The sequence below is a fragment of the Kribbella sp. NPDC002412 genome, from assembly GCF_053592935.1.
In genome coordinates, this window is sequence record NZ_JBSFBL010000026.1 from 87,956 (window position 1) to 109,315 (window position 21,360).

Genomic DNA, 21,360 nt, shown 5'->3' on the forward strand with positions numbered 1-21,360 from the left:
GGAGTCAGTGGGAGCGCAACAGCTCGGCGGGAACGATCTGCACGGGGAACGGAAGCGTCGCGTCGAAGACCTTCTCGCCGCTGACCACATCGCGCTCGACGTACGCCCCGTCCACCAGCTCCAGCACGGTCAGCGTTTCCTTCTCCGGGTCCAGGATCCAGTAGGAACGCACGCCGGCCTGCTCATACCCCCCGCGCTTCAGGAGCAGGTCGAGCATCTTGGTGCTGGGCGAAATGATCTCGACCGCAAGAAGCAGGGGCTTCACCGCATGCTTCGCATCGTGATCGTCGGGGTGGCAGACGAGTACATCGGGTTGAAGCAGCCGCTCCGGTGTTGGCCGGTAGTCGACTGGTGCCACCAGGACCTCGATCCCCGAGGGACAGGCCGAGTCCAGCTTCGCGATCAGGCGGACGACGGCCCGCTGGTGACTCCGCGAGGGCGCCGGCGACACGCACAGGGCACCGTCGACGATCTCGCACCGCCTCCCGGCGTACGGTGCCGCGTCGGGAAAGTCCATCGCCGCCGGCCCCGGCGCATCGGATTCAACGGAGAACTCGGCTCTTTTCTCAGTCACTCGACCAGCATGGTGGGGCGCGGTGGGTGGTTGCTGCCGAATCGGCGATCTGCCCTGGGTTGCCCGGGTATCTGCCCCGGGATTCCCGGGGATGGCCTGAGTCAGCGGGTGAGTTCGGCTGGGGTGAGGGTGAGGGGGAAGGGGGTTGTGGTGTGGAAGGGTTCGTCGGCTTGGACGACTGTTTGGCAGGTGTAGCCGGTGGGGGTGAGGTGGAGGGCTGTCAGTTCTTGGTGGGTGGGGTCTAGGAGCCAGTAGGTGGGGACGGCGTGGTGTTCGTAGAGGGCGCGTTTGAGGACCACGTCGGTGGTTCGGGTGGAGGGGGAGAGGACCTCGACGGTGAGGAGGGGTGGGGCGGTCAGCAGGTGGGAGCCTGCGTCGGTTCGGTGGCAGACGAGGAGGTCGGGGCGGAGGGAGAGGCCGCGGGTGGGGCGGAAGTCGAGGGAGCCTACGGAGACGAGCAGGTGGGGTGGGCAGGCTTGTTTCAGGCGGATCATCAGGGCGATGACGGCTGCGTGGTGGGCCGGTGGTTGGACGCCGGTGACCAGCAGCCGGCCGTCCACGATCTCGTAGCGGCGGCCGTCCCTGGGTACGTCGATCGTCTGTTCGCTGCTCACCGCACCAGCTTGACCGAGATCGCCGGAGCGCGGCCGAAGTTATCCACAGCCACCCGCGACCAACGCCGTGGCCGCACGACAAAGAGCCGGTGACTCGCCAAGGAGTCACCGGCTCTCAGTCGAAGCGCTGTGTCAGGGCTTGCGGGCCACGCCTACCCAGAGGCTGCACATGACGTCGGTGAACTCGCCCTTCTCGACCAGCTGGTTCGTCTCGGCGTCGGGGTGCCAGCGGAACGGCGCGGAGACGCCGGGCTCGATCAGCTCGAGGCCGTCGAAGAAGCGGGCGACCTCTTCCTTGCTGCGGACCTGGGCGTCGCCGCCGTCGGCCTTGTAGACCTGGATCGCCCGCTCCCACAGCTCCGGCGCGAAGTCCGGCGTGCAGTGCGAGAAGATCAGGTACGACCCCGACGCCAGCGGCTCGAGCAGCTGCTTCACCAGGTCGTACGGCTTGAGCGCGTCGGGCAGGTAGTGGAAGACCCCGACGAGGCTGAGCGCGACCGGCTTGCTCAGGTCCAGCGTGTCCTTGACCTCCTGCGAGCCGATGATCGACCCCGGGTCGGTCACGTCCGCCTCGAGGTACGCCGTCCTGCCCTCGGGCCGGCTGGTCAGCAGCGCGCGCGAGTGCGCGAGCACGATCGGGTCGTTGTCGACGTAGACGACCCGGGCCTCGGGCACGACCTCCTGCACCACCTCGTGCAGGTTCGGGCTGGTCGGGATGCCGGTGCCGACGTCGAGGAACTGGGTGACGCCCTGCTCGGCGACGTACCGGGCCGAGCGGTGCATCCACATCCGGTTCGACAACGCGGCGGTGCGGAACCCGGGGAACGCCTGCAGCAGGTGCTCGGCCGCCTGCCGGTCGATCTCGAAGTTGTCCTTGCCGCCGAGGAAGTAGTCGTAGACCCGCGCGCCGTGCGGCCGGTCCAGCTTGAGTCGCTCGTACATGGCAGGTACTTCGTTGTCGGCCATCGGTGGCTGCTCCCTACTCCGTGCTGTCGGACGCGGCAGGGTGATCGTAGCTGATCTGCGACAGTACGTGACCAGCCCGGGACAACCTTTGCCTGAATCGAAGGTGCGCCGATCACTGAGCGAAACGAGGCATCGGCAGACCCGTAGCCGAAAGGCCCACGAACGACGGCTCCGACGTGAGAATCTCCAGCGCGTCCCACACCTCCAGCCCATGCGCCGCCGACACCGGAGCGGACAGTACGGCGCCGGCGAACAGCACCCGTGAACCGTCGACCAGCGTCGGCACCACCGGCGCGCCGGAAGTCAACGCAGACAGCGCAGCGTTGGAACTCTCGAGAGCGGCATCCCACCGTGGCTCGTCGGCGGCATCCGCCCAGGACGCATCCAACCCGGCCGCGGCAAGAGCTTCGAGCAGTACGGCGGGCGCCGGCGCCTGAGGTGGACCGGGAACGAACACCCGCGAACCCCACTCCAGGTAGAGCCGCTCGACCGCAGCCGCACGGCCGGCGTCACGCAAGGCTTCGAAGACGCGCTGCACCCGCACAGATTCCTTGCTCGCGGCAACAGCCACCGCGCGGACGAACTCGGGCACGCCTGGTGCCTGATCCGAGCCGTCGCGCATCCAGAGGCTGAACGAGCGGAACGTCAACTGCAGGTCCCGCTCCGGCGCCACCGCCGTGAGCCAGCGGACCGCCAGCCAGCTCCACGGGCAGGCCGGATCGGCGTAGAGCTCCAGTGTCTTCATCAGATCCCCCATCTGTTCATCAGAGTAAGACTATGATGAACAGAGTGATAGATTCATGACGTGGCTGTCAAGCAGGAATCCCACCGCGCCCGGCAGGCGCAGGCGACCAAGGAGCAGGTGGCGCGGGCGGCCCGCGAGCTGTTCGCGGATCAGGGGTACGTCGCCACGACGATCGCGGCGATCTCCGAGGCGGCCCGGATCCCGGCGCAGACCATCTACTCGGCGTTCGGCAACAAGGCCGCGATCCTCAAGGAGATCTCCCGGATCTGGATCGTCGAGGCGGAGACCCGGCGGCTGGCGCAGGAGTCGCTCGCCATCGCGGACGCCGGAGCGCGGTTGCGCGCCGCCGCGCACTGGCAGACCCGGCAGTTCGAGACCGGCGTCGACGTGATCCGGATCTACCAGGAAGCGGCCCGCGTCGACCAGCAGATCGCCGAGCAGTTCCAGCGCATGCTGAAGGCCCGCGAGCAAGAGCTCGAGATCTTCCTGAACTCCTTCAATGGCCGGCTCAAGCCCAAGGCGCTGGACCTCTTCATCGCCTGCACGGCGGCGGAGATCTACCGCACGCTGGTCCTCGACCGGCACTGGCCGGTCGAGGACTACGAGCGCTGGCTGGCCGACACGCTGGTCAGTCAGTTACTTCGGTGACCAGCGGGTTGTCGAGCGTCCCGACGAATTGCAGCGATCCGGCGATGTCCGTCAGGTCCACCATCTGCTGGTTGTTCTTCAGCTGCAGCCGGTTCAGGCACGACAACGCGAACGACGGCGCGAAGACGTCGTACTTGGCGAACGCGTCGGCGAGCTCCGGCGTCGCCGCCTGGTAGTCCCGCACCGCGGCCGCGACGACCGACCAGAACTCGGACGGCGTCAGCAGCCCCTCCCGGTCCAGCATCGGTGAGAGGAACCGGAAGATGCAGTCGAAGATGTCGGTGAAGACGCACAGCAGCTTCTCGTCGTCCGGTACGTCGGCCCGCACCCGCTCGGCGTCGGCCGGCAGCGGCGTGTCCGGGCTCATCACCGCGATCTCCTCGGCGATGTCCTTCATGATCACCCGGATCGGCACGGCGTCCCGCAGTACCAGGATCAGGTTCTCGCCGTGCGGCATGTACACGAGCTCGTAGGCGTAGAAGCAGTGCAGCAGCGGGATCAGGTACGCATCGATGTACGACCGCAGCCAGTCCGCCGGCGCCAGCCCGGACGCGCGGATCAGCTCGGCGGCGAGTGACGTCCCGTCCCGGTCGACGTGCAGCAGGCTCGCCATCGTCGCAAGCCGCTCACCCGGCTCGAGCGTCGGCACCGGGCTCTCCCGCCACAGCGCCGACAGCATCTTCCGGTACGGCGACGTCTTCTCGGTGGCGGCCTCGTAGTACCGGTTGTGGTACCCGGCAGCTGCGATCTCCCGCAGCACCGAGAAGCCGTACCGCTTCAGCACCAGGTCGTTCGAGACCAGGCCGAACACCCAGTCGTTGATCGCCGGCGTCGCGGACATGTACGTCGGCGACAGTCCACGCATGAACCCCATGTTCAGCACCGACAGCGCCGTCTTGACGTAGTGCCGCGACGGCTCCGACCGGTTGAAGAACGTCCGGATCGACTGCTGCGGCTGGTAGTCGTCGTCACTGGACCCGAGGTGGATGATGTGCCGCTGCGCGATGTCGGCCGCGAACGTGATCGACGTCTTGTTCTCCCACTGCCACGGGTGCACCGGCAGGTACACGTACTCCGCCGGATCGGCGCCCACGGCAACGATCCGCTGGCCGAACCGGCGCAGTACGTCGTCGCCCAGCTCGGAGCGCAGCAGGTCGTCGTACGTGATCGTCGTGCTGTGGGAGATCGTCGCGCGGTCCTTGCGGGCGGCGATCCAGGTCAACCGGACCGGCTGCCCGGTCTCCGGCGCGAAGGCGCGGTAGTCGGTGACGCCGAAGCCGAGCCGCCCGTTGTTCGCGACGAAGCACGGGTGTCCCTCGGTCATCGCGGACTCGATCACCTGGAAGTCCGCGCCGACCAGGTCGCCGGCGGTCAGCGCGGGCTTGGACAGCTTGTACGCCGTACTCGCGAGCGTGCTGCTGATCTCCTCGAGGTACACCGGCAGCATCGTGGCGCCGATGCCGAGCTGCTCGTGGAACTCGGTGATGAAGTCGAGTGCGTCGACCGGCCGGTCCCCGTCCCGCTGGATGGACTCGGCGTCCACCTCCCAGTGGTTCAACGGGTACAACCGGGCCGCGAAGGTGTACCGGCTGCGCGCGCTCGCCACTTCGTACAAGTTGCCGATGGCAACCGGCTCGAGGATCCGCTCGTGGCTGAACTCGGCCAGCGCCTTGCGGACCAGCGCGCGGTTCGCGACGGCCCACGCTTCCGGGGTGAGATGTTCGGTGGTCATGGTCAGCCGGCCTCGTTCATCCTGGTCGCCTCGGCGTACTGGTCGCGGGTGCAGAAGCTCAGCCAGGCCTGCTTGTCCGGGAGGTCCACGATGCTGTGCTTGCGGAATCCCATCCGCTCGTTCAGCGCCTGGATCTTGGCGTTGCGGACGTCCGGCTCGACCACGACCCGGTCGACCAGCGGGTCGCTGAACAGGCTGTCCAGGATGGTCTCGAAGATCGCGCCAGTGAAGCCCGGGATCCGGACCTGCGGCGGCGCGACCAGGACGTGCATCCCGATGTCGCCGGGTGCGACGTCGTACACCTTGCCGACCGCGTCGTACGACGGTTCGTAGCGCTCCATCAGGAACGCCGCGCGGCCGTTGTGCTCGCCGAGGAAGGCACGGTGGTGGCCGGTGCTCTCGATCCGGCGGTACTCCGCGCGCACGTCGTCGACTGAGGCGTTCAGCAGGCCCCAGTACCGCGCGTAGGGCTGCGTGACCCAGTCGTGCAGGGTGGGCACATCCTCGGTCAGGTCGAACGGCCGGAGGCTGAGGGCGCCGATGCCGGCGAAGAAGCGCCGGTACATCGGCTCGGGCAGTGCTCTGGTCATGGCGGTCTGCTTTCGAGGTGGGCGAACCTGTTAGCTAAGGCTTACCTTACTAGATAGTCAACGAGTCAGATTTCGGGGGTCCGCATCCCGGGCCTACTGAAGTCGTAGCCGGCAGGTAGTCCGCGAGGCTGATGTGCGCCCAACGCGCGTTTGCCTACGTTGGCCGCATGTTGATTGCCGAAGATCTCGGGTGAGGAGGTCAAGCAGGGCCGCCTCAAGGTGCTGGACGCCACCCCGACCGGTGACGCGATCCTGGACGAGCGGCTGGCCTACGTGGCCGACAAGCCCGGCAAACGACCCAAGGACCAGCTCGGCCGGCTGTCGAAGAAGCTCCGCGACCAGGTGCTTGCCAGGCTGGCGGAGCGCGGCGTGCTGGAGGCGGACCAGAACAAGGTGCTCGGCCTGTTCCCGGTGACCCGCTGGCCGGCCAAGGACGCACGGCACGAGGCAGAGGTGCGTACGGCGCTCGAGAGCGTGCTGAAGGTGGGTACGACGCCGGACGAGCGCACCGGTGCGCTGGTCGCGATGCTGAGCGCGCTGAACGTCGTACGGAAGATCGTCACCGACGGGGTCGACAAGCGGGCGCTCAAGCAGCGCGCGAAGGAGATCGCCGAATCGGACTGGGCTGCCGACGCTGTGAAGAAAGCCGTCTCGGAGATGCAGGCTGCGGTGACCACGGCGGTCGTCGTGAGTGCTGGGGCGGTGGCGGCCGGCAGCTAGGCCAGGCGCTCCTTGATCTCGGACTTGAGCACCTTTCCGACCTTGGACCGTGGCAGGTCGGGCCAGACCAGGACCTCCTTGGGTGCCTTCACGCTGCCGATGCGAGCCTTGACGAACGCGATCAGCTCGCCGGGGTCGACGTCGCCGCCGGCCAGCGGCTGGACGACCGCGACCACCCGCTCGCCCCACTTGTCGTCCGGGCGGCCGATCACCGCGCAGTCCTGGACGGCGGCGTGTGCCAGCACAGCCTGCTCGACCTCGGTGGAGTACACGTTGAAGCCGCCGGTGATGATCATGTCCTTGGCGCGGTCGACGATGTAGAGGTAGTTGTCAGCGTCCAGGAAGCCGATGTCGCCGGTGTGGTGCCAGCCGTGCCGTGACGCCTCCGCGGTGGCCTCGGGGTTGCGGTAGTACCCCTGCATCACCAGCGATCCGCGGACGACGATCTCACCACGGTCGCCGGGCGGCAGGAGGGATCCGTCCGGCGCCATGATCGCGGTGGTGACGAGTGGTGACGGGCGGCCGGCCGATGACAGCCGCGACCGCGCGATGTTGCCTTCAGCATCGAAATGGTCGGCCGGCGCCATGGTCGAGATCATCATCGGCGCCTCGGTCTGGCCGAACAGCTGGGCCATCACCGGGCCGATCCGGACCAGGGCCTCCTCGAGCCGGGCGACCGACATGGGCGCGGCGCCGTACCAGAAACAGCGCAGGGACGAGAGGTCGGTGCTGTCGAGCTCCTCGGCCGCGAGCACCATGTAGATCAGCGTCGGCGGCAGGAACGTGTGCGTGACGTGGTGCCGTGGGATGAGCTCCAGGAACGCGTGCACGTCCGGCGTTCGCATGATGACGATCTCGCCGCCGCAGGACAGCACGGGGAAGCACAGCACGCCGGCCGCGTGGGTCAGCGGCGCGAGCGCGAGGTAGACGGGCCGGTCGCCGAACGGGTAGCCGATCAGCGTCAGCGCCGTCATCGTCTCCAGGTTGCGGTTGCTGAGCATCACGCCCTTCGGGCGTCCTGTGGTCCCACCGGTACCGACGATCAACGCCAGATCGTCGGTACCGGTGAGATCGACGGCCGGCTGGGACACGCCCCCGCAGAACGCGCCCCAGCCGACCCTCCGGCCACGGAGGTGGGGGTCTCGGCCGGAGTCGGGATCGGCATCCAGGCAGACGAAGGTGTGGACCTTCGGCAAGGCCTCCCGGATCCGATCCACCAGGGGCGCGAAGGCCGCCTGGTAGATCAGCACTTCACAGTCGAACTGGTCGAGCAGCTCGCGGTTCTCGGTCGCCTCGTTGCGCGGGTTGATCGGGCACCAGACCGCGCCGGCCCGGCTGATGCCGAACACGCAGCTGAACGCGATCGGGTCGTTCGCCGACAGGATCGCGACCTTGCCACCCGGTCGTACGCCGGTCGCCGCGAGACCGGCCGCGATCCGGTACGACAGTTGCTGCACCTCGCCGTACGTGAGCGTCTCGCCGTCGGTGGTCAGGCACGGTGCGTCCGGACCGAGCGAGGCGCCCTTGTCGAGGTAGTCGACCAGTCTCACCGCAACCCCTTCAGTGCAGCACGGTCAGTTGCGGCTCGGAGACCAGCCCGAAGCTGCGCAGTACGCCGAGCAGCTCGCGATGACCGAACGCCTGGCAGCCGCTAGCGAACCCGACCCGCTTCGGCGCGGTCTGCAGCAGCGAGTACGCCGCATAGGCCTGCAGCAAGCCGGTCTGCTGGTAGTTGCTGTTGCCGTGGATGACACAGTGCGCCCGGCCGAGTGGACCGGAGGCGTGCACGGAGTCCAGCGTCTTGTTCACGCGTGGGTTCTCCCGGGGCGGCATCTGGTTCATCACCTGCCGGGCGGTCTCGGTGAGCGCCTCGTTGCGCTCGTCGGGAGCCATGTCCTTGGTGGCTTCCAGTGCAGCGGCGACGATCTGCGGCACGCCGTTCATCAGGGCGGCGTTGAAGACACCGCCCTGTGCCTTGCAGTTGGCCACGCGCGGGTCGCGCTTGAACCAGACCGGGTGCGACATGCCGCCCCAGGGCAGGGACAGTGCCAGTTCATGGTGACCGGGAACCACCAGTGGCACCAGTCCCTGCTCTGGGAACTCGGTGTACTCGTTGTGCTCGAGGTAGTGGGCCTTGGAGGTGGCCGCGTTGACCAAAATGGTGCGGGTCGAAGCGATGGTCGGGCTGCCGCCCCAGAAGACCGCGATGTCCAGCGTGTCCAGGCCGGGCTGCTCGAGACACAGCTGTGCCGCGATCTCGCTGGTCGTGTACATCTGCGCGATCCCGGGCGCGAGGAGCAGGCCGGCTGCGGCGAAGTCGGCGCCGTACTTCTCGTCGCAGGTCATCAGCCAGTCCTGCTCACCGGTCGTGTCGGTGTAGTGCGCACCCGCGGCGAGCGCCGCCTCCACGGCTGCGGGACCGAGCTCACTGAACGGACCGACGGTGTTGAGTACGACGGACGCGCCCTTGAACAGGTCCGTCAGCGCAGCCACGTCGTGGTCGACGACGGCGACCTCGTAGTCGGCCGTCTCGATGCCCGCCACGTGGGAGTCCATCGACTCCTTCAGCTTCTCCTCGCTGCGGCCGGCGGCCACGAACGGGACGTGGTACTGGCGGAGGTACTCACAGACCAGGCGGCCGGTGTAGCCGGAGGCGCCGTACACGACGACGGGTTTCGTGGCCATCTGCGCTCACATCCCCATGCCGCCGTCGACCGGCAGGCCGACGCCGGTGATGAACTTGGCCTCGTCGGAGGCGAGGAAGACGACCGCGTCGGCCACGTCGGTGACCTCACCGAGCCGGCCGGCCGGGGTCAGCCCGACCACTGCGGCAACGGCCGCCTCGGGGGACTCGAACAGTCCGAGCCGGGCCACGTCGTTGGCCAGTCCGGCGCCCATCGCGGTCGGCACCAGCCCGGGGTAGATGCAGTTGACGCGGACGCCGTACCCGAGCTTGCCGGACTCCATCGCGGCGACCCGGGTCAGCCGGTCGACCGCGGACTTGGTCGCCGAGTAGACCGCGATGCCGGGGAACGCGATGGTCGCGGCGACGGACGCGACGTTGATGATCGCGCCGCCCTGGCCGGCCAGTCCTTCCGGCCGCATCGTGCGCAGGCCCCACTTGATGCCGATCGTGGTGCCGAGGATGTTCACGTCGAGCATCCGGCGGATCTCGTCGGCGGTGACCTCGGTGAGCAGGCTGGTGATCTCGATCCCGGCGTTGTTCACCAGGATGTCCAGGCCGCCGAGGATGTCGGTGGCCGCGACCACCGCGTTCTCCCAGCTGCCCTCGTCGGTGACGTCGTGGGCGACGAAGCCGTGGCCGGCGCCGTACTCGCTGTCGAGGGCGTCGGCGACCGCCTCGCCGGTGTCCTTCTGGATGTCGCTGATCACCACTTTGGCGCCGGCCGCCGCGAGCGCCTTCGCCATCCCTTCGCCGAGCCCCTGGGCTCCGCCGGTGACGAGGGCCTTGCGGCCGGAGAGGTCGAGTCCGCCCATCTGAAGCTCCTTTGCTCGAAGCGTCCGCTTGCTTTTCACTCTGGAGATTTCTTTGACAGTCGTCAAGACTTTGTTTGACACTTGTCAAGAAATCTCCCACCGCGGACCGCGCCTGGGTCCGCGGCGGGTAGATTGACGCCCACGAACCCGAGCCAAGGGAGGTGCGCATGGCGTCGGCCTCGGTGGACCCCGTGGAGCCGGTCCGGCCCGCCCGCGTGTCAGGGATCGACAAGATCGAGCGCCGCCGGGTCGCGCTGGCCGAGTCGGCGCTGAAGACGCTCGGCGAGCTCGGGTACGCGCGGACCAGCCTGCGGGAGATCGCGAACAACTCCGAGTTCACCCACGGCGTCGTGCACTACTACTTCCGCGACAAGATCGACCTGATCAGCTACTGCGTGCGGCACTACAAGACCAAGTGCGCGCAGCGGTACGACGAGGTCGTCGAGACCGCGGAGTCGGCCGACGAGCTCGCGACCGGCTTCCTCGCCAAGATGACGCAGACGCTGGTCGAGGAGACCCCGATGCACCGGCTCTGGTACGACCTGCGGGCGCAGAGCATGTTCGAGGAGCAACTGCGCGACGACGTCACCGCGATCGACCAACTGCTCGAGCAGATGATCTGGCGCATCCTGACGAGGTACGCCGACCTGGTCGACGGCACGCCGACGGTCGACGCCCCCACCGCCTACGCCCTGATCGACGGCCTCTTCGAACAAGCGGTCGTCGCCTACGCCACCGCCCCCGACCGGGTCCCGGCCCAACTCACCGACCGGGTCACCCAAGTCCTCCCCAAACTGATCACGACCTGACCAGGCTGGGCTACTCGGCCTGACAGTTGGTCTTGCAGAGCTTGTCGGTGAGGGTGAGGTGTACGCCCGGTTCCTCGGTGTCGACCTCGGCTGAGACATCGACCAGCCAGTCGCCGAAGGACTGCTGGGCGACCGGCTTGCCCTTCTGCTGGTTGAACCAGGTGGCGATCTCCGGCTGGTTGATGTGGGCGAGCTCCAGGATTCGCGGCAGCGAGTTGGAGATCTCGGCCCACGCGACGTCGACCTGACCGGATGCCTGCACCGACACCACGGGTGGCCGCGGATGGTCTCCGGTGAGGACTCCGATCGAGGTCGCTCCCATCCGGCAGACGGCGTACGCCACGTCCGTCGAGCAGTTGTAACCATCGGTCTTCAGCGCGCTGACCACCTGGGTGGCAGTGAGGTCCGGCAACACGGTCGGCGTCGGTGTGGAGCTCGGAGACTCGGTTGCCGCCGGCTCGTCATTGCCGGAGCAGGCGGTCAGGAGCAGCAGGGCGGCCAGGGCGGTGGCTACCCGGTTCAGACCGGCACCTCGATCGCGGCGTCGAGGGCGATGGTGATCATCTCGGAGAAGGTCGTCTGCCGCTCCTCGGCGGTCGTCTCCTCCTTGGTGATCAGGTGGTCCGACACCGTCATGATGCCGAGCGCCCGGCGGCCGAACTTCGCCGCCAGCGTGTACAGCGCGGCGGCCTCCATCTCGATGCCCAGCACGCCGTACGCCGCCGTCTGCGAGACCAGCTCGGGGCGGTCGTTGTAGAACAGGTCGCCGGAGAACACCTGGCCGACGTGCACGTTCAGTCCGCCTGCCTCGGCGGCGTCCACCGCGGCCCGCAGCAGCTGGTAGTCGGCTGTCGGCGCGTAGTCGATGCCGTGGAAGCGCAGCCGGTTCATCTGCGAGTCGGTGCTCGCGGACATCGCCACGATCACGTCGCGGACCCGGACCGCCTCGGTCAGCGCGCCGCAGGTGCCGACCCGGATCAGGGTCTGGACGTCGTACTCCGCGAACAGCTCGTGCGCGTAGATGGAGGCGGACGCCTGGCCCATGCCGGAGCCCTGGACGGAGATCTGCTCACCCTTGTAGGTGCCGGTGAACCCGAACATGTTCCGGATCTCGGTGTAGCAGATCACGTCCGACAGGTAGGTCTCCGCGATCCACTTGGCTCGCAGTGGGTCCCCGGGGAACAGCACCCGCGGTGCGATCTGCCCCTTCTGGGCGGCGATGTGAATACTCATGCCGGGATGCTCTCACGGTGCCGGGATATGTTGAGGCATGTGGCCTACTCCATCGCTCGTGGTTCGCTAGCCCTGTCCCGGTCCGTGCTGGACCGCGCCGCCGATCGCAGGCGCGACCTCGACTGGCTGGAGAAGGCCTGGGGCGCTCCCGACACCCAGGTGGCGCTCGTCGCGGGTGACAAGCTCCAGGTGACCGCCGACCGGTCTGCGCTCAACCTGGTGCATCCGTCCGAAGCGCCGGAGGGTGTGCGGGTCTTCCTGGGCATCGACCGGGAGTCCGGTGCGGGCCAGACCGCAGAGGGTCGCGCTGTGTTCGCCGTACTGGTCGGGACCGAGGCGGATGAGTCGTACGGCGGGCTGCGCGAGATCGGCGCCGTACTGAACGATCGTGAGGCCGGTATGGCGGTCCACGTGGTCGGCCTGTCCAACTGGCACGGCGTGCACACGCACTGCGCGAACTGCGGTGAGCACACCGAGGTCGTCGAGGCAGGGCACGTCCGGCAGTGCCCGGCGTGCGGCCTGTCGCACTTCCCGCGCAGCGACCCGGCGATCATCGTGCTCGTCACCGACGACCAGGACCGGGCGCTGCTCGGCCGCAACGAGGCCTGGCCGGAGGGCCGCTACTCGACCCTCGCCGGCTTCGTCGAACCGGGTGAGTCGCTCGAGGCCGCCGTACGGCGGGAGGTGCTCGAGGAGACCGGTGTGCTGGTCGGCGACGAGATCGAGTACGCCGGCAGCCAGCCGTGGCCGCTGCCGTCCAGCCTGATGCTCGGCTTCTACGCCAAGGCGGTGAGCACCGACATCGAGGTGGACGCCGACGAGATCGCCGAGGCCCGCTGGTTCACCCGGGAGGACCTTCGTGCGCTGGTCGAAGCCGGCACGATGGCCCTCCCCGGCAACATCTCCATCTCCCGCCGCCTGATCGAAGGCTGGTACGGCGAGGAGCTCACCGGCAGCTGGTGATCAGGCAGCTGGGATGATGCGGCTGGTGATCAGCGGCCGACGTCGGAGCGGGCGGCGGCGATCCGGATCAGGAGTCCCTCCCAGCGTTCGATCGTCCCGGCGTTCTCCAGTTCCTTGGCCTTCTTGTCGACCGCGATGACGTAGGCGGCGTGGCTGGGCCAGTCGGCCTTGGCGTCCGGCAGTACGTCGGTCAGCGTGCAGCCGTACTGCACGTGCCGGTTCGTCACGTGGCTGTTGACGTTTCCGGTCCACACGGTCGCCCGGAGGTCCGACTGCGGACACGGGTCCGCCGGTGGCGTGTAGGAGGCCAGGTTGGTCGGGTTGGTCCAGCCGTCCGGTCGCAGCAGCGTGTAGTACGCGCCGTCCGGGGTCTGGGTCAGCCGGTTGAGGCCGTGGTCGCGCAGCATGGTCGCTGCACCACCGAGGCTGTCCACGACGAACAGTCGCCCGGCGGTGACGCCGTACAGGTAGCCGTCACGCCACTTCAGGGCTCCGTCGTTCGCTCCGGCCCGGCCGCTGAAGACCGGGATCTGCCGCAGTACGGCGCCCGTCGTCGGGTTGGCGACGAACACGATGCCGTCCGCCAGGCCCCACAGGTTGCCGTCCGGACCAATGGTCAGCTCGTTGATGCTGGCCGCACCGGGCACGGGCACGACGTCCGTGAGTACGGCGCCTGTCGATGGGTCGACCTTGACCAGGTGGGCCTCAGTGGCGATCGGCTCAGTACCCTGGCCGCCCTCGATGCCGGACCCGGCCCACACCGTGGCGCCGACTGGCAGCAGCGAGGAGATGGTCTGGTCGGCCACCAGGTTGCGGTAGACGGTGAACGCTCCGGTCGGGACGTCGTACACCGTGAGGGCTCCGCCGTACTCGCCGTACGCCGGTGTGGTGCCGACGTAGACCTTGTCGCCCGCAGGGACTACAGCGACAGGCCGGTTCTGGTGGTGGCTGTCGACGAGGCTGAAGAGTTCCTTCGGGTTCGTCGGCGTGGCGGGTGCGTTCGGGTCCCACAGCGACAACCTGCCGTAGGGGTAGATGCCGACGTACATCTTGCCGTTGCCGTCCCAGGCCCAGTCCTCGACCTGGCCCTGGCGCGTCGTGACCGTGGACTTGCCGGTGGCCGGGTCGTAGACCGACGTCGACCCGTTCAGGTACGCGTTGACGAAGACCTTCCCGTTCGCCGGGTCCGCGAGCGCGTGCATGAGCGCCACCGGGACGTACTGGAACGGTGAGCTCCACTGGGCAAGCGTGCCGTCCTGCGGGTTGTACCGGAACGTTCCGCCGGAGTAGTTGCCCGCCAAGCCGTACAGCACCTGGCTGCCGTTCTCGGTGACCCAGCCGTAGCCGATCGAGGCGCCACGGGTCACCGTGCGAGGCGGTGACACCGGACCGACGGTGTTCGTGTCCAGGTCGTAGTGGGTGAGGGCGAGTGTGTTGTTGGTGAAGTACACGCCACCCGGACCGGCCGCGGACACACCACGTGCCGCGATCGGGTAGTCCATGACTTGGGTGCCCGTAGCGGCATCCGTGAACTTGACCTGCTCGCCGGTGACCGCGTCGACCACGACCAGCCGGCTGCTGGCGTTGGCGAAGACCCGTCCGCCCGCGTAGTCGAGGTCGATGAAGTCCTTGGCCGTCGTACCGGGCGGAGTGATGTCCTCGACCTGCCGGGTCTCCACGTCGATCCGGAGCAGCCTGGCGTTCGGGGTCGAGATGCCGACGAACAGCTTGTTGTGGTCCGGGTCGTAGACCGTCGACCGCGCGTACTGCTGCACCGGGTCGAGTGAGCCGTAGTCGGTCACCTGGCTGGTCGACGGGTCGTACTTGAAGGCGTGGGCCGTCGGGTACGTGCCTGCGTACACGTTGCCGTCCTGGTCGGCGGTGAGGCCGTAGATGACTGACTCACCTGGGATCGGCTGGCCCAGGTCGGTCACCGTGCCGGTGCCCGGGTCGTAGCGGTACAGGTGCGCGTTGGGGTAGGTGCCGACGTACAGCCGGCCGTCTGGCGCGACCACGATCGCCCACGCACCCGCCGCACCGGCAAGTGGCAGCGCATGGATCAACTGGCGGCTGTGCAGGTCGACGACGTTGAGCTGGGCGTTCTCACCGGCGGGTACGGCGTACACGACGTCGCGGCCGTCCGGCGTCCGGCCGACGGCGCCCTCCATCACGGTGAGCGAGCTGATCGGGGCGCCGAGATCGCGGACCGGGTCCTCGGCGGCGATGCCGATCCGGCTGTCGTCCTTGCGGATCGGGCCGGTCTCGGACGGGAACGGGTCAGGCCGCTTCGGGTCCGGGCCGGCGGAGGCGGAGAGGCCGCCGGCGGCGAGCAGGCCCAGCATCAGGGCGAAGGCCAGAGCGGCACGAATGAACACATGACGGACATGACGGCGCGGAATCATGGGCGGGCTCCCTGCGGCGTTGTTCCGAGGAAGGTATAACGGTCATGACCGTAATGTCCATAACTCGTGCCCTATGAGTGTGCGGGCAGCACGAAACGGCGCCACGCGGTTCCTGCGTGGCGCCGTCGGTGTGGCGTGAGCTAGGCGGCGAGCTTCTCGGCGACCTGGGCGAGCGACGGGTTCGTCATCGCGGTGCCGTCCGCGAAGACCACGGTCGGCACCGTCTGGTTGCCGTTGTTCAGCTTCTCGACGATCTTCGCGGCCTCCGGGACCTGCTCGATGTCGACCTCGGTGAACTCGATCCCGGCTCGCTTGAGCTGGCCCTTGAGGCGGTGGCAGTAGCCACACCAGGGGGTCGAGTACATCGTGAAAGCCGCCATCGGCTGACTCCTTCTGCGAGGGGCGAGGTTTCTGTCCGGCAGCCCGTCTAGGGTTGCTCTCGACGTATCCGAACCCAGGCGTTGGTGGTGCTGTTCCCGAATGTCCCCGTCCGTGAGCGATCTCACACGTTCCGCATCTGCGGATGACCTTCTCGAGGCGCTCGATCCTGAGCAGCGGGCGGTCGCGACCGCGCTGAACGGGCCGGTCGTGGTGATGGCGGGGGCGGGCACCGGCAAGACGCGGGCGATCACCCACCGGATCGCGTACGGCGTGCGCACCGCGACGTTCGACCCGCTCCGGGTGCTCGCGGTGACGTTCACCCAGCGGGCGGCGGGGGAGATGCGCGGCCGGCTCGCCCAGCTCGGCGTCGAGGGCGTGCAGGCGCGCACGTTCCACTCGGCCGCGCTGCGGCAGGCGAAGTGGTTCTGGCCGAAGGTGTACGGCGGGGAGCTGCCACCGATCGCGGACCGCAAGTTCCCGCTGCTGACCGAGGCGGCCTCGCGCTGCCGGGTCCGCGTGGACACGCCTGCGCTGCGTGACCTGGCCGGCGAGGTCGAGTGGGCCAAGGTCAGCAACGTCCGGCCGGACGACTACGCGAAGCTGGCGCCGCGCTCGGGCCGGACGCTGGCCGCGTTCGACCCGGCCACGATCGCCCGGGTGTTCGCGGCGTACGAGGACGTGAAGCTGGAGCGCGGCCGGATCGACCTGGAGGACGTGCTGCTCTGCGCGGTCGCGCTGCTCGCCGAGGACGAGCGGGTGGCGGCGGAGATCCGGCGGCAGTACCGGACGTTCGTCGTCGACGAGTACCAGGACGTCAGCCCGCTGCAGCAGAGCCTGCTCGACCTGTGGCTCGGCGGGCGGGAGGACGTCTGCGTGGTCGGCGACCCGGCGCAGACCATCTACTCCTGGGCCGGCGCCGAGCCGGAGAACCTGGTCCGCTTCGCGGCCCGGCATCCGTCCGCGACGGTGATCAAGCTGGTGCGTGACTACCGGTCCACCCCGCAGATCGTCGACGTGGCGAACAAGATCCTCGACGCGACCGGTCCGGCCGGGCTGCCAGGCCGGGTCACGCTCCGGTCGCAGCGTGAGGCGGGCCCGGCGCCGGTCTACCGCGAGTACTCCGACGAGGTCGCCGAGGCCGATGCGGTGGCACGGGCGGTCACGCGACTGCGGGACGAAGGCGTGCAGCTGCGGGACATCGCCGTACTGTTCCGGACGAACGCGCAGTCGGAGAACTTCGAGCAGGCGCTGGCCGAGCGGAAGATCCCGACCGTGCTGAAGGGGGCCGAGCGGTTCTTCGAGCGGGCCGAGATCCGGCAGGCCGCCGTACTGCTGCGGGGTCAGGCGAAGGCCGGTGACGTGTCCGACGACCTGGTCGAGGTGGTGACCGGGGTGCTGGGCGGAGCAGGCTGGACTCCGGAGCCGCCGACGGGCACGGGCGCTGTGCGGGATCGGTGGGAGTCGCTGAGCGCGCTGGTGACGATGACGTCCGACTTCGCCGCCGCCAACCCGTCTGCTCGGTTGCCGGACCTGATGGCGGAGCTGGACCGGCGGGCGTCGATCCAGCACGCGCCGCTGGCCGAGGGCGTCACGCTCGCGACGCTGCACGCGGCCAAGGGGTTGGAGTGGGACTGTGTCTTCATCGTGGGCGCGCACGAGGGGACGCTGCCGATCAGCTACGCCCAGACCCCTGCGCAGGTCGAGGAGGAGCGGCGGCTGTTCTACGTCGGCGTGACCCGGGCGAAGCAGCAGCTCTTCATCAGCTGGTCCACGTCACGCTCCCCGGGCGGCCGCGGTCAGCGCGGTCCGACGCGCTTCCTGGACCCGATCGGAGTGCGTACGCCGTCCCGGCCGACCACCTGGGAGCCGTCGGGCGAGCGGTCGTCCCGGGCCGCCAAGCCGATCCCGAAGTGCCGGGTCTGCGGGCGCGGCCTGCTCGATCCGGGCGCGCGGAAGCTCGGCCGCTGCGAGGACTGCCCGTCCTCGATCGACCAGGAGCTGTACGACGCCTTGGTCGCCTGGCGGACCGAGCAGGCGGCGAGCGAGCGCATGCCCGCCTTCGTCATCCTGACCGACGCCACGCTGACCGCGATCGCCGAGACCCGGCCCACCGACGAGCAGGCGCTGCGCCGGATCCCGGGCATCGGCCACACCAAGCTCACCAAGTACGGCGAGCGGATCCTGCTGCTCTGCACGCGCTGACTCAGGGCGCGGGCGCGAGCAGGCGGCCGGCGTCCTCGCTCGGCGGGACGCCGTACTGGCGGCGGTACTCACGGCTGAACTGGGACGGGCTGTCGTAGCCGACCTCGTGAGCGACGGTGGTGATGTCGCGCGGGTGGGACGCGAGCAGCAGGCGCGCCTGCTGCAGCCGGATCTGCTTCTGGAACTGGATCGGGCTCAGCGCGGTGACGGTCTGGAAGTGCCGGTAGAACCCGGACGGGCTCATGCCGGTGAGCCGGGCCAGGTCCTCGACGCGGAACGGCTCGGCGTAGTGGTCGCGGATCCAGCGGGCGGCGCGGGTGATGTGGCTGAGGTTACTGTCGGCCAGACCGAGCTGGCGGACGGCGGCGCCCTGCTCGCCGGTGATCAGTCGCCAGAGGATCTCCCGCTTGACCATCGGCGCCAGCACGGCCTGGTCCCGCGGGTGATCCAGGAGGCGGACGAGCCGGACCAGGCAGTCGACGAGGTCGTCGGTCAGCCCACCGACGGCGATGGCCGGTACGGCGCCCGCGCGCGGGCGGGGGAGGTCACCTGGAGCGGCGTGCAGGAGCAGGTCGGCGATCAGCGCCGGCTCGAGGGTGAGCGCGAGGCCCAGCGCCGGGTCCTGCGGGGTGGCGTCGACGAAGTGGCCGGTGACGGGCAGGTCGACCGACGCGACCAGGTAGTCGCCCGGCCGGTACAGGTGCACGCGATCGCCGACGACCAGGCGCTTCGCACCCTGGACCAGGACTGCGAGGACCACACCTGACATCGACGGGGCCGGTGGCCCCGACCGCTCGACCTGCGCGATGTAGAAGCCGTCGATGGCGGTGGTCTCGTGCGGCCGGACATGCCGGGCCAGCAGGCCGCGGAGCTCGTCGAGTGCCACCTGTGCAGGTTACTCGGGGACCGAGTCGGCCTTCACCGCGTTGCGCCGGCCGAGCGGCATCGGTTCACCTCTGGTGGTGTCGCGGGCCGTCTGCTGCTCGGCTTCCGCGTTGATCTCGGCTCCGAAGAGGACGGCGTACGCGGTCAGCCACAGCCAGAGCATCAGGATCACGACGGCGGCCAGGCTGCCGTAGGTCTTGGCGTAGTTGCCGAACGTCTCGACGTAGATCGAGAACCCGACCGAGGCGGCCAGCCAGATCACCATCGCCACGGCCGCGCCGATGGACACCCAGCGCATCCGCGGCGCGTCCCGCGACGGCGCGACCCGGTAGACGACCGCCAGCACGACGACGATCAGCACCACGGCCAGCGCGAACCGGGCGACCTGCAGGCCGATCCGGACCGGGCCCGGGACGTCGTCGCCGATCGCAGCGCCGGCGGCGAACAGCGCGACGGCCAGCAGGACGAAGACGATCGCTCCCAGGGTCATGCCGAGCGCAAGCAGTTTCCGGCGGACGAACCCCCGCGACTCCTCCTCGTCGTACGCCATGTTCACCGCGGTGACCAGGTAGCCGACGCCGCCGGAGGCGCTCCACAAGGCGATGAGGACCGCGACGGCCACGCCGATGCCGAGGCTCCGGCTGGGTGCCGCGGTCAGCGCGTCGATCTGCTGGAGGAGCAGGTCGCGGCCGGACGCAGGCATCGCCTTGCTCAGGTCCTCCGCCTGGGTGCGGATCTGGGCCGGGTCGGCGACCAGCCCGTAGGCGAGCACCGCGGCGACGATGGCCGGGAACAGCGACAGGAATCCGAAGAACGCCACTCCCGCCGCCAGCAACGGGACCTGATCGGCCTTGGCTTCCTTCCAGGCCCGCCTGATCACCTGCCACCAGCCTGCCGCCGGAATCTGTCCCGGGGTCTCCGCCTCGGCCCCCGGCACCGCGGCTGCTCGTCGTTCCGGCACGATCCCCGCCCTTCTCCCCAGGTCGTCCTGCAGGTATCCGCGCGGCTGCCGTGGAAACCTGCGGGACCGGCCTGCCCCTTCGGGCAGGTCGCGGGGAAATGTGTTGCCAGACCGGGTGGGTGACGCGCATGGTGGAGGACGTGCCGCGTTCTGCTCACGGCAGACGTGGCATTTAGGTGACAGAGGCAACGATCCCGGAGCGTGCGGATGGCGTCCCGGAGCGTGCTGGAAGTCTGTCGTGGCAGCCAGTTTCGGCCATCGCCGCGGCAACTTCCGGCCAACTTCGCGAACTGGCGTTAAATAGTTTGCGGGCTCCGCTGGGGACGGCGTACTGTTCTTTCTGCGGTCGAAGCCTGGCCGAAAACTTCAAACCACCATAGCGATCGAGCTAACCGCCCGCTTCGCCACAACGAGAGGAGGTGCCCTGGAAATGATCACCAACACGGTCAAGAAGCCGTTCAGCGACGCTGCCGCGCTGCCGTGCGCCCACATCCCGGGTGCCTCCGCGCGCCTGCACGTCGCGACCGTTGTGCTCATGGCTTCCGGCGCTGTCCAGATCAAGGGCGGAGCTGTCGGCGATGTGAAGTACGGCGGTTCGGGTTCTCGAGCATGGAGTCCACCGGTCTGACAGACGTCAGAGCCGGCACCTCCAAGGCCGCGGAACCCGAAAAAGGGTCCCGCGGCCCTTTTGTTTGTCAGCACAGTGTTTGTCCCTGATTTTGGCGGCCATCGACCGAAGGTCGTCACCGACGACAAGAGATCAGCACCAAGTCACTGGGAGGTGACCGGAATGAGCGTGAGCTTCCTCGATGTCTTCACCGAGGTGGCCTCGTCGCAGGACCTGCCCTGTCGGTCCTACGCGCCAGAACTCTTCTTCGCCGAATCGCCGGCGGACGTCGAGTACGCAAAGTCTCTTTGCACCACCTGCCCGCTGAAGGCCGAGTGCCTGGCCGGAGCGCTCGAGCGTTCCGAGCCGTGGGGAGTGTGGGGCGGCGAGCTGTTCGTCCAGGGAGTGGTGGTTCCGCGCAAGCGGCCCCGTGGGCGTCCCCGTAAGAGTGACACCGTGACCGCTGCCTGACGATCCCAGATCCGAATCGAGACTCCAGACCATGACGAACCAGACTTCACGCAGGAGAACTGAGATGCATTTACTCAATGAAGATCTAGCTCGTGCTCATTGTCGTTCCAAATTGAACGACGCAGAGCAGAACCGGCGCTTCTACCTCGCGCTCTCGATGGAGCGCGCGCAGAAGCGGGCCGAGCGGGCCAGCCGGCGAGCGGAGAGGGCCAGCGCACGCGCGCGCCTCGCGCTTGCCCGCCTGGTCTGATCCACCAGCACAACTGAACGCCGGCGGGCGGTCCGAAAGGGAGGACCGCCCAGCGGGCACCCAGCCTGACCAGCTGAACCACCGAGGGGCGGCATCCACTGGATGCCGC

General features: G+C 68.7%; 23 protein-coding genes. 8 read left to right on the forward strand and 15 right to left on the reverse strand.

Annotated elements, in window-relative coordinates:
* Positions 1–4 precede the first annotated feature (4 nt).
* The 4 genes from ACWCOV_RS21785 to ACWCOV_RS21800 form a co-directional block, all read right to left on the reverse strand.
* The gene (locus ACWCOV_RS21785; protein WP_449831112.1) at positions 5–574 is read right to left on the reverse strand and encodes a Uma2 family endonuclease; all 570 of its coding nucleotides are present in this window, start codon (positions 572–574) and stop codon (positions 5–7) included.
* A gap of 101 nt (positions 575–675) precedes the next feature.
* Positions 676–1,188: a Uma2 family endonuclease gene (locus tag ACWCOV_RS21790; protein WP_449831113.1), complete on the reverse strand. Its 513-nt coding sequence runs from the start codon at positions 1,186–1,188 to the stop codon at positions 676–678.
* 132 nt (positions 1,189–1,320) lie between these two features.
* Positions 1,321–2,154, reverse strand: a complete 834-nt coding sequence (locus tag ACWCOV_RS21795; RefSeq protein WP_449831114.1) for an SAM-dependent methyltransferase — start codon at positions 2,152–2,154, stop codon at positions 1,321–1,323.
* 112 nt (positions 2,155–2,266) lie between these two features.
* On the reverse strand, positions 2,267–2,899 hold the full coding sequence (locus ACWCOV_RS21800) for a DsbA family protein (RefSeq protein WP_449831115.1): 633 nt from the start codon (positions 2,897–2,899) through the stop codon (positions 2,267–2,269).
* Between the two features lie 60 nt (positions 2,900–2,959).
* On the opposite strand from ACWCOV_RS21800, the gene ACWCOV_RS21805 reads away from it, so the two are divergent.
* Positions 2,960–3,547 carry a TetR/AcrR family transcriptional regulator gene (locus ACWCOV_RS21805; protein WP_449831116.1) on the forward strand — a complete coding sequence of 196 codons (588 nt, stop codon included), beginning with the start codon at positions 2,960–2,962 and terminating at the stop codon, positions 3,545–3,547.
* Here ACWCOV_RS21805 and ACWCOV_RS21810 read toward each other — a convergent pair.
* Together ACWCOV_RS21810 and ACWCOV_RS21815 are read right to left on the reverse strand one after the other, a co-directional pair.
* On the reverse strand, positions 3,528–5,279 hold the full coding sequence (locus ACWCOV_RS21810; protein WP_449831117.1) for an IucA/IucC family protein: 1,752 nt from the start codon (positions 5,277–5,279) through the stop codon (positions 3,528–3,530). The two genes, ACWCOV_RS21805 and ACWCOV_RS21810, sit on opposite strands and share 20 nt — an antisense overlap.
* Positions 5,280–5,281: 2 nt before the next feature.
* Positions 5,282–5,869, reverse strand: coding sequence for a GNAT family N-acetyltransferase (locus ACWCOV_RS21815; RefSeq protein ID WP_449831118.1), 588 nt, complete (start codon positions 5,867–5,869; stop codon positions 5,282–5,284).
* Positions 5,870–6,043: 174 nt separating this feature from the next.
* On the opposite strand from ACWCOV_RS21815, the gene ACWCOV_RS21820 reads away from it, so the two are divergent.
* Positions 6,044–6,589, forward strand: a complete 546-nt coding sequence (locus ACWCOV_RS21820; RefSeq protein WP_449831119.1) for a GOLPH3/VPS74 family protein — start codon at positions 6,044–6,046, stop codon at positions 6,587–6,589.
* On the opposite strand, the gene ACWCOV_RS21825 is transcribed toward ACWCOV_RS21820, so the two are convergent.
* From ACWCOV_RS21825 to ACWCOV_RS21835, 3 genes are read right to left on the reverse strand one after another with little or no spacing between them, the layout of a single operon-like run.
* Positions 6,586–8,139 carry an AMP-binding protein gene (locus ACWCOV_RS21825; protein ID WP_449831120.1) on the reverse strand — a complete coding sequence of 518 codons (1,554 nt, stop codon included), beginning with the start codon at positions 8,137–8,139 and terminating at the stop codon, positions 6,586–6,588. The two genes, ACWCOV_RS21820 and ACWCOV_RS21825, sit on opposite strands and share 4 nt — an antisense overlap.
* A gap of 10 nt (positions 8,140–8,149) precedes the next feature.
* On the reverse strand, positions 8,150–9,274 hold the full coding sequence (locus ACWCOV_RS21830) for a DUF5938 domain-containing protein (RefSeq protein WP_449831121.1): 1,125 nt from the start codon (positions 9,272–9,274) through the stop codon (positions 8,150–8,152).
* A gap of 6 nt (positions 9,275–9,280) precedes the next feature.
* A complete protein-coding gene (locus ACWCOV_RS21835; RefSeq protein WP_449831122.1) occupies positions 9,281–10,087 on the reverse strand; it encodes an SDR family NAD(P)-dependent oxidoreductase in 807 nt (268 codons plus the stop codon).
* Between the two features lie 167 nt (positions 10,088–10,254).
* Here ACWCOV_RS21835 and ACWCOV_RS21840 point away from each other — a divergent pair, with 167 nt between their 5' ends.
* Entirely contained in the window at positions 10,255–10,896 is a 642-nt protein-coding gene (locus ACWCOV_RS21840; RefSeq protein ID WP_449831123.1) for a TetR/AcrR family transcriptional regulator, read from the forward strand.
* Positions 10,897–10,906: 10 nt separating this feature from the next.
* Here ACWCOV_RS21840 and ACWCOV_RS21845 read toward each other — a convergent pair whose 3' ends face one another.
* Positions 10,907–11,311: a hypothetical protein gene (locus tag ACWCOV_RS21845; protein WP_449831124.1), complete on the reverse strand. Its 405-nt coding sequence runs from the start codon at positions 11,309–11,311 to the stop codon at positions 10,907–10,909.
* 104 nt (positions 11,312–11,415) lie between these two features.
* Positions 11,416–12,129: a purine-nucleoside phosphorylase gene (gene deoD / locus ACWCOV_RS21850; RefSeq protein ID WP_449831125.1), complete on the reverse strand. Its 714-nt coding sequence runs from the start codon at positions 12,127–12,129 to the stop codon at positions 11,416–11,418.
* Between the two features lie 27 nt (positions 12,130–12,156).
* Here deoD and nudC point away from each other — a divergent pair, with 27 nt between their 5' ends.
* A complete protein-coding gene (nudC, locus tag ACWCOV_RS21855) occupies positions 12,157–13,092 on the forward strand; it encodes an NAD(+) diphosphatase (RefSeq protein WP_449831126.1) in 936 nt (311 codons plus the stop codon).
* Between the two features lie 29 nt (positions 13,093–13,121).
* Here nudC and ACWCOV_RS21860 read toward each other — a convergent pair whose 3' ends face one another.
* Together ACWCOV_RS21860 and ACWCOV_RS21865 are read right to left on the reverse strand one after the other, a co-directional pair.
* Complete coding sequence (locus tag ACWCOV_RS21860) at positions 13,122–15,494, reverse strand: hypothetical protein (RefSeq protein ID WP_449831127.1); 2,373 nt, start codon at positions 15,492–15,494, stop codon at positions 13,122–13,124.
* Between the two features lie 140 nt (positions 15,495–15,634).
* Complete coding sequence (locus ACWCOV_RS21865; RefSeq protein WP_449831128.1) at positions 15,635–15,874, reverse strand: mycoredoxin; 240 nt, start codon at positions 15,872–15,874, stop codon at positions 15,635–15,637.
* A 100-nt stretch (positions 15,875–15,974) separates the two neighbouring features.
* Between ACWCOV_RS21865 and ACWCOV_RS21870 the strand changes: the two genes are divergently transcribed.
* Positions 15,975–18,077: an ATP-dependent DNA helicase UvrD2 gene (locus ACWCOV_RS21870; protein WP_449831129.1), complete on the forward strand. Its 2,103-nt coding sequence runs from the start codon at positions 15,975–15,977 to the stop codon at positions 18,075–18,077.
* Between the two features lies 1 nt (position 18,078).
* Here the strand turns inward: ACWCOV_RS21870 and ACWCOV_RS21875 are convergent, their stop codons facing one another.
* Together ACWCOV_RS21875 and ACWCOV_RS21880 are read right to left on the reverse strand one after the other, a co-directional pair.
* On the reverse strand, positions 18,079–18,963 hold the full coding sequence (locus tag ACWCOV_RS21875) for an AraC family transcriptional regulator (RefSeq protein WP_449831130.1): 885 nt from the start codon (positions 18,961–18,963) through the stop codon (positions 18,079–18,081).
* A 9-nt stretch (positions 18,964–18,972) separates the two neighbouring features.
* Entirely contained in the window at positions 18,973–19,923 is a 951-nt protein-coding gene (locus tag ACWCOV_RS21880) for a YihY/virulence factor BrkB family protein (RefSeq protein ID WP_449831131.1), read from the reverse strand.
* Between the two features lie 430 nt (positions 19,924–20,353).
* Here ACWCOV_RS21880 and ACWCOV_RS21885 point away from each other — a divergent pair, with 430 nt between their 5' ends.
* The 3 genes from ACWCOV_RS21885 to ACWCOV_RS21895 all read left to right on the forward strand — a co-directional run bounded on the left by ACWCOV_RS21885 (position 20,354) and on the right by ACWCOV_RS21895 (position 21,251).
* Positions 20,354–20,551 (forward strand): hypothetical protein, encoded by a 198-nt coding sequence (locus tag ACWCOV_RS21885; RefSeq protein ID WP_449831132.1) that lies wholly within the window; start codon positions 20,354–20,356, stop codon positions 20,549–20,551.
* A gap of 162 nt (positions 20,552–20,713) precedes the next feature.
* Positions 20,714–21,001 (forward strand): WhiB family transcriptional regulator, encoded by a 288-nt coding sequence (locus ACWCOV_RS21890; RefSeq protein ID WP_132151798.1) that lies wholly within the window; start codon positions 20,714–20,716, stop codon positions 20,999–21,001.
* A 112-nt stretch (positions 21,002–21,113) separates the two neighbouring features.
* Complete coding sequence (locus ACWCOV_RS21895; protein ID WP_449831133.1) at positions 21,114–21,251, forward strand: hypothetical protein; 138 nt, start codon at positions 21,114–21,116, stop codon at positions 21,249–21,251.
* Positions 21,252–21,360: the final 109 nt, after the last annotated feature.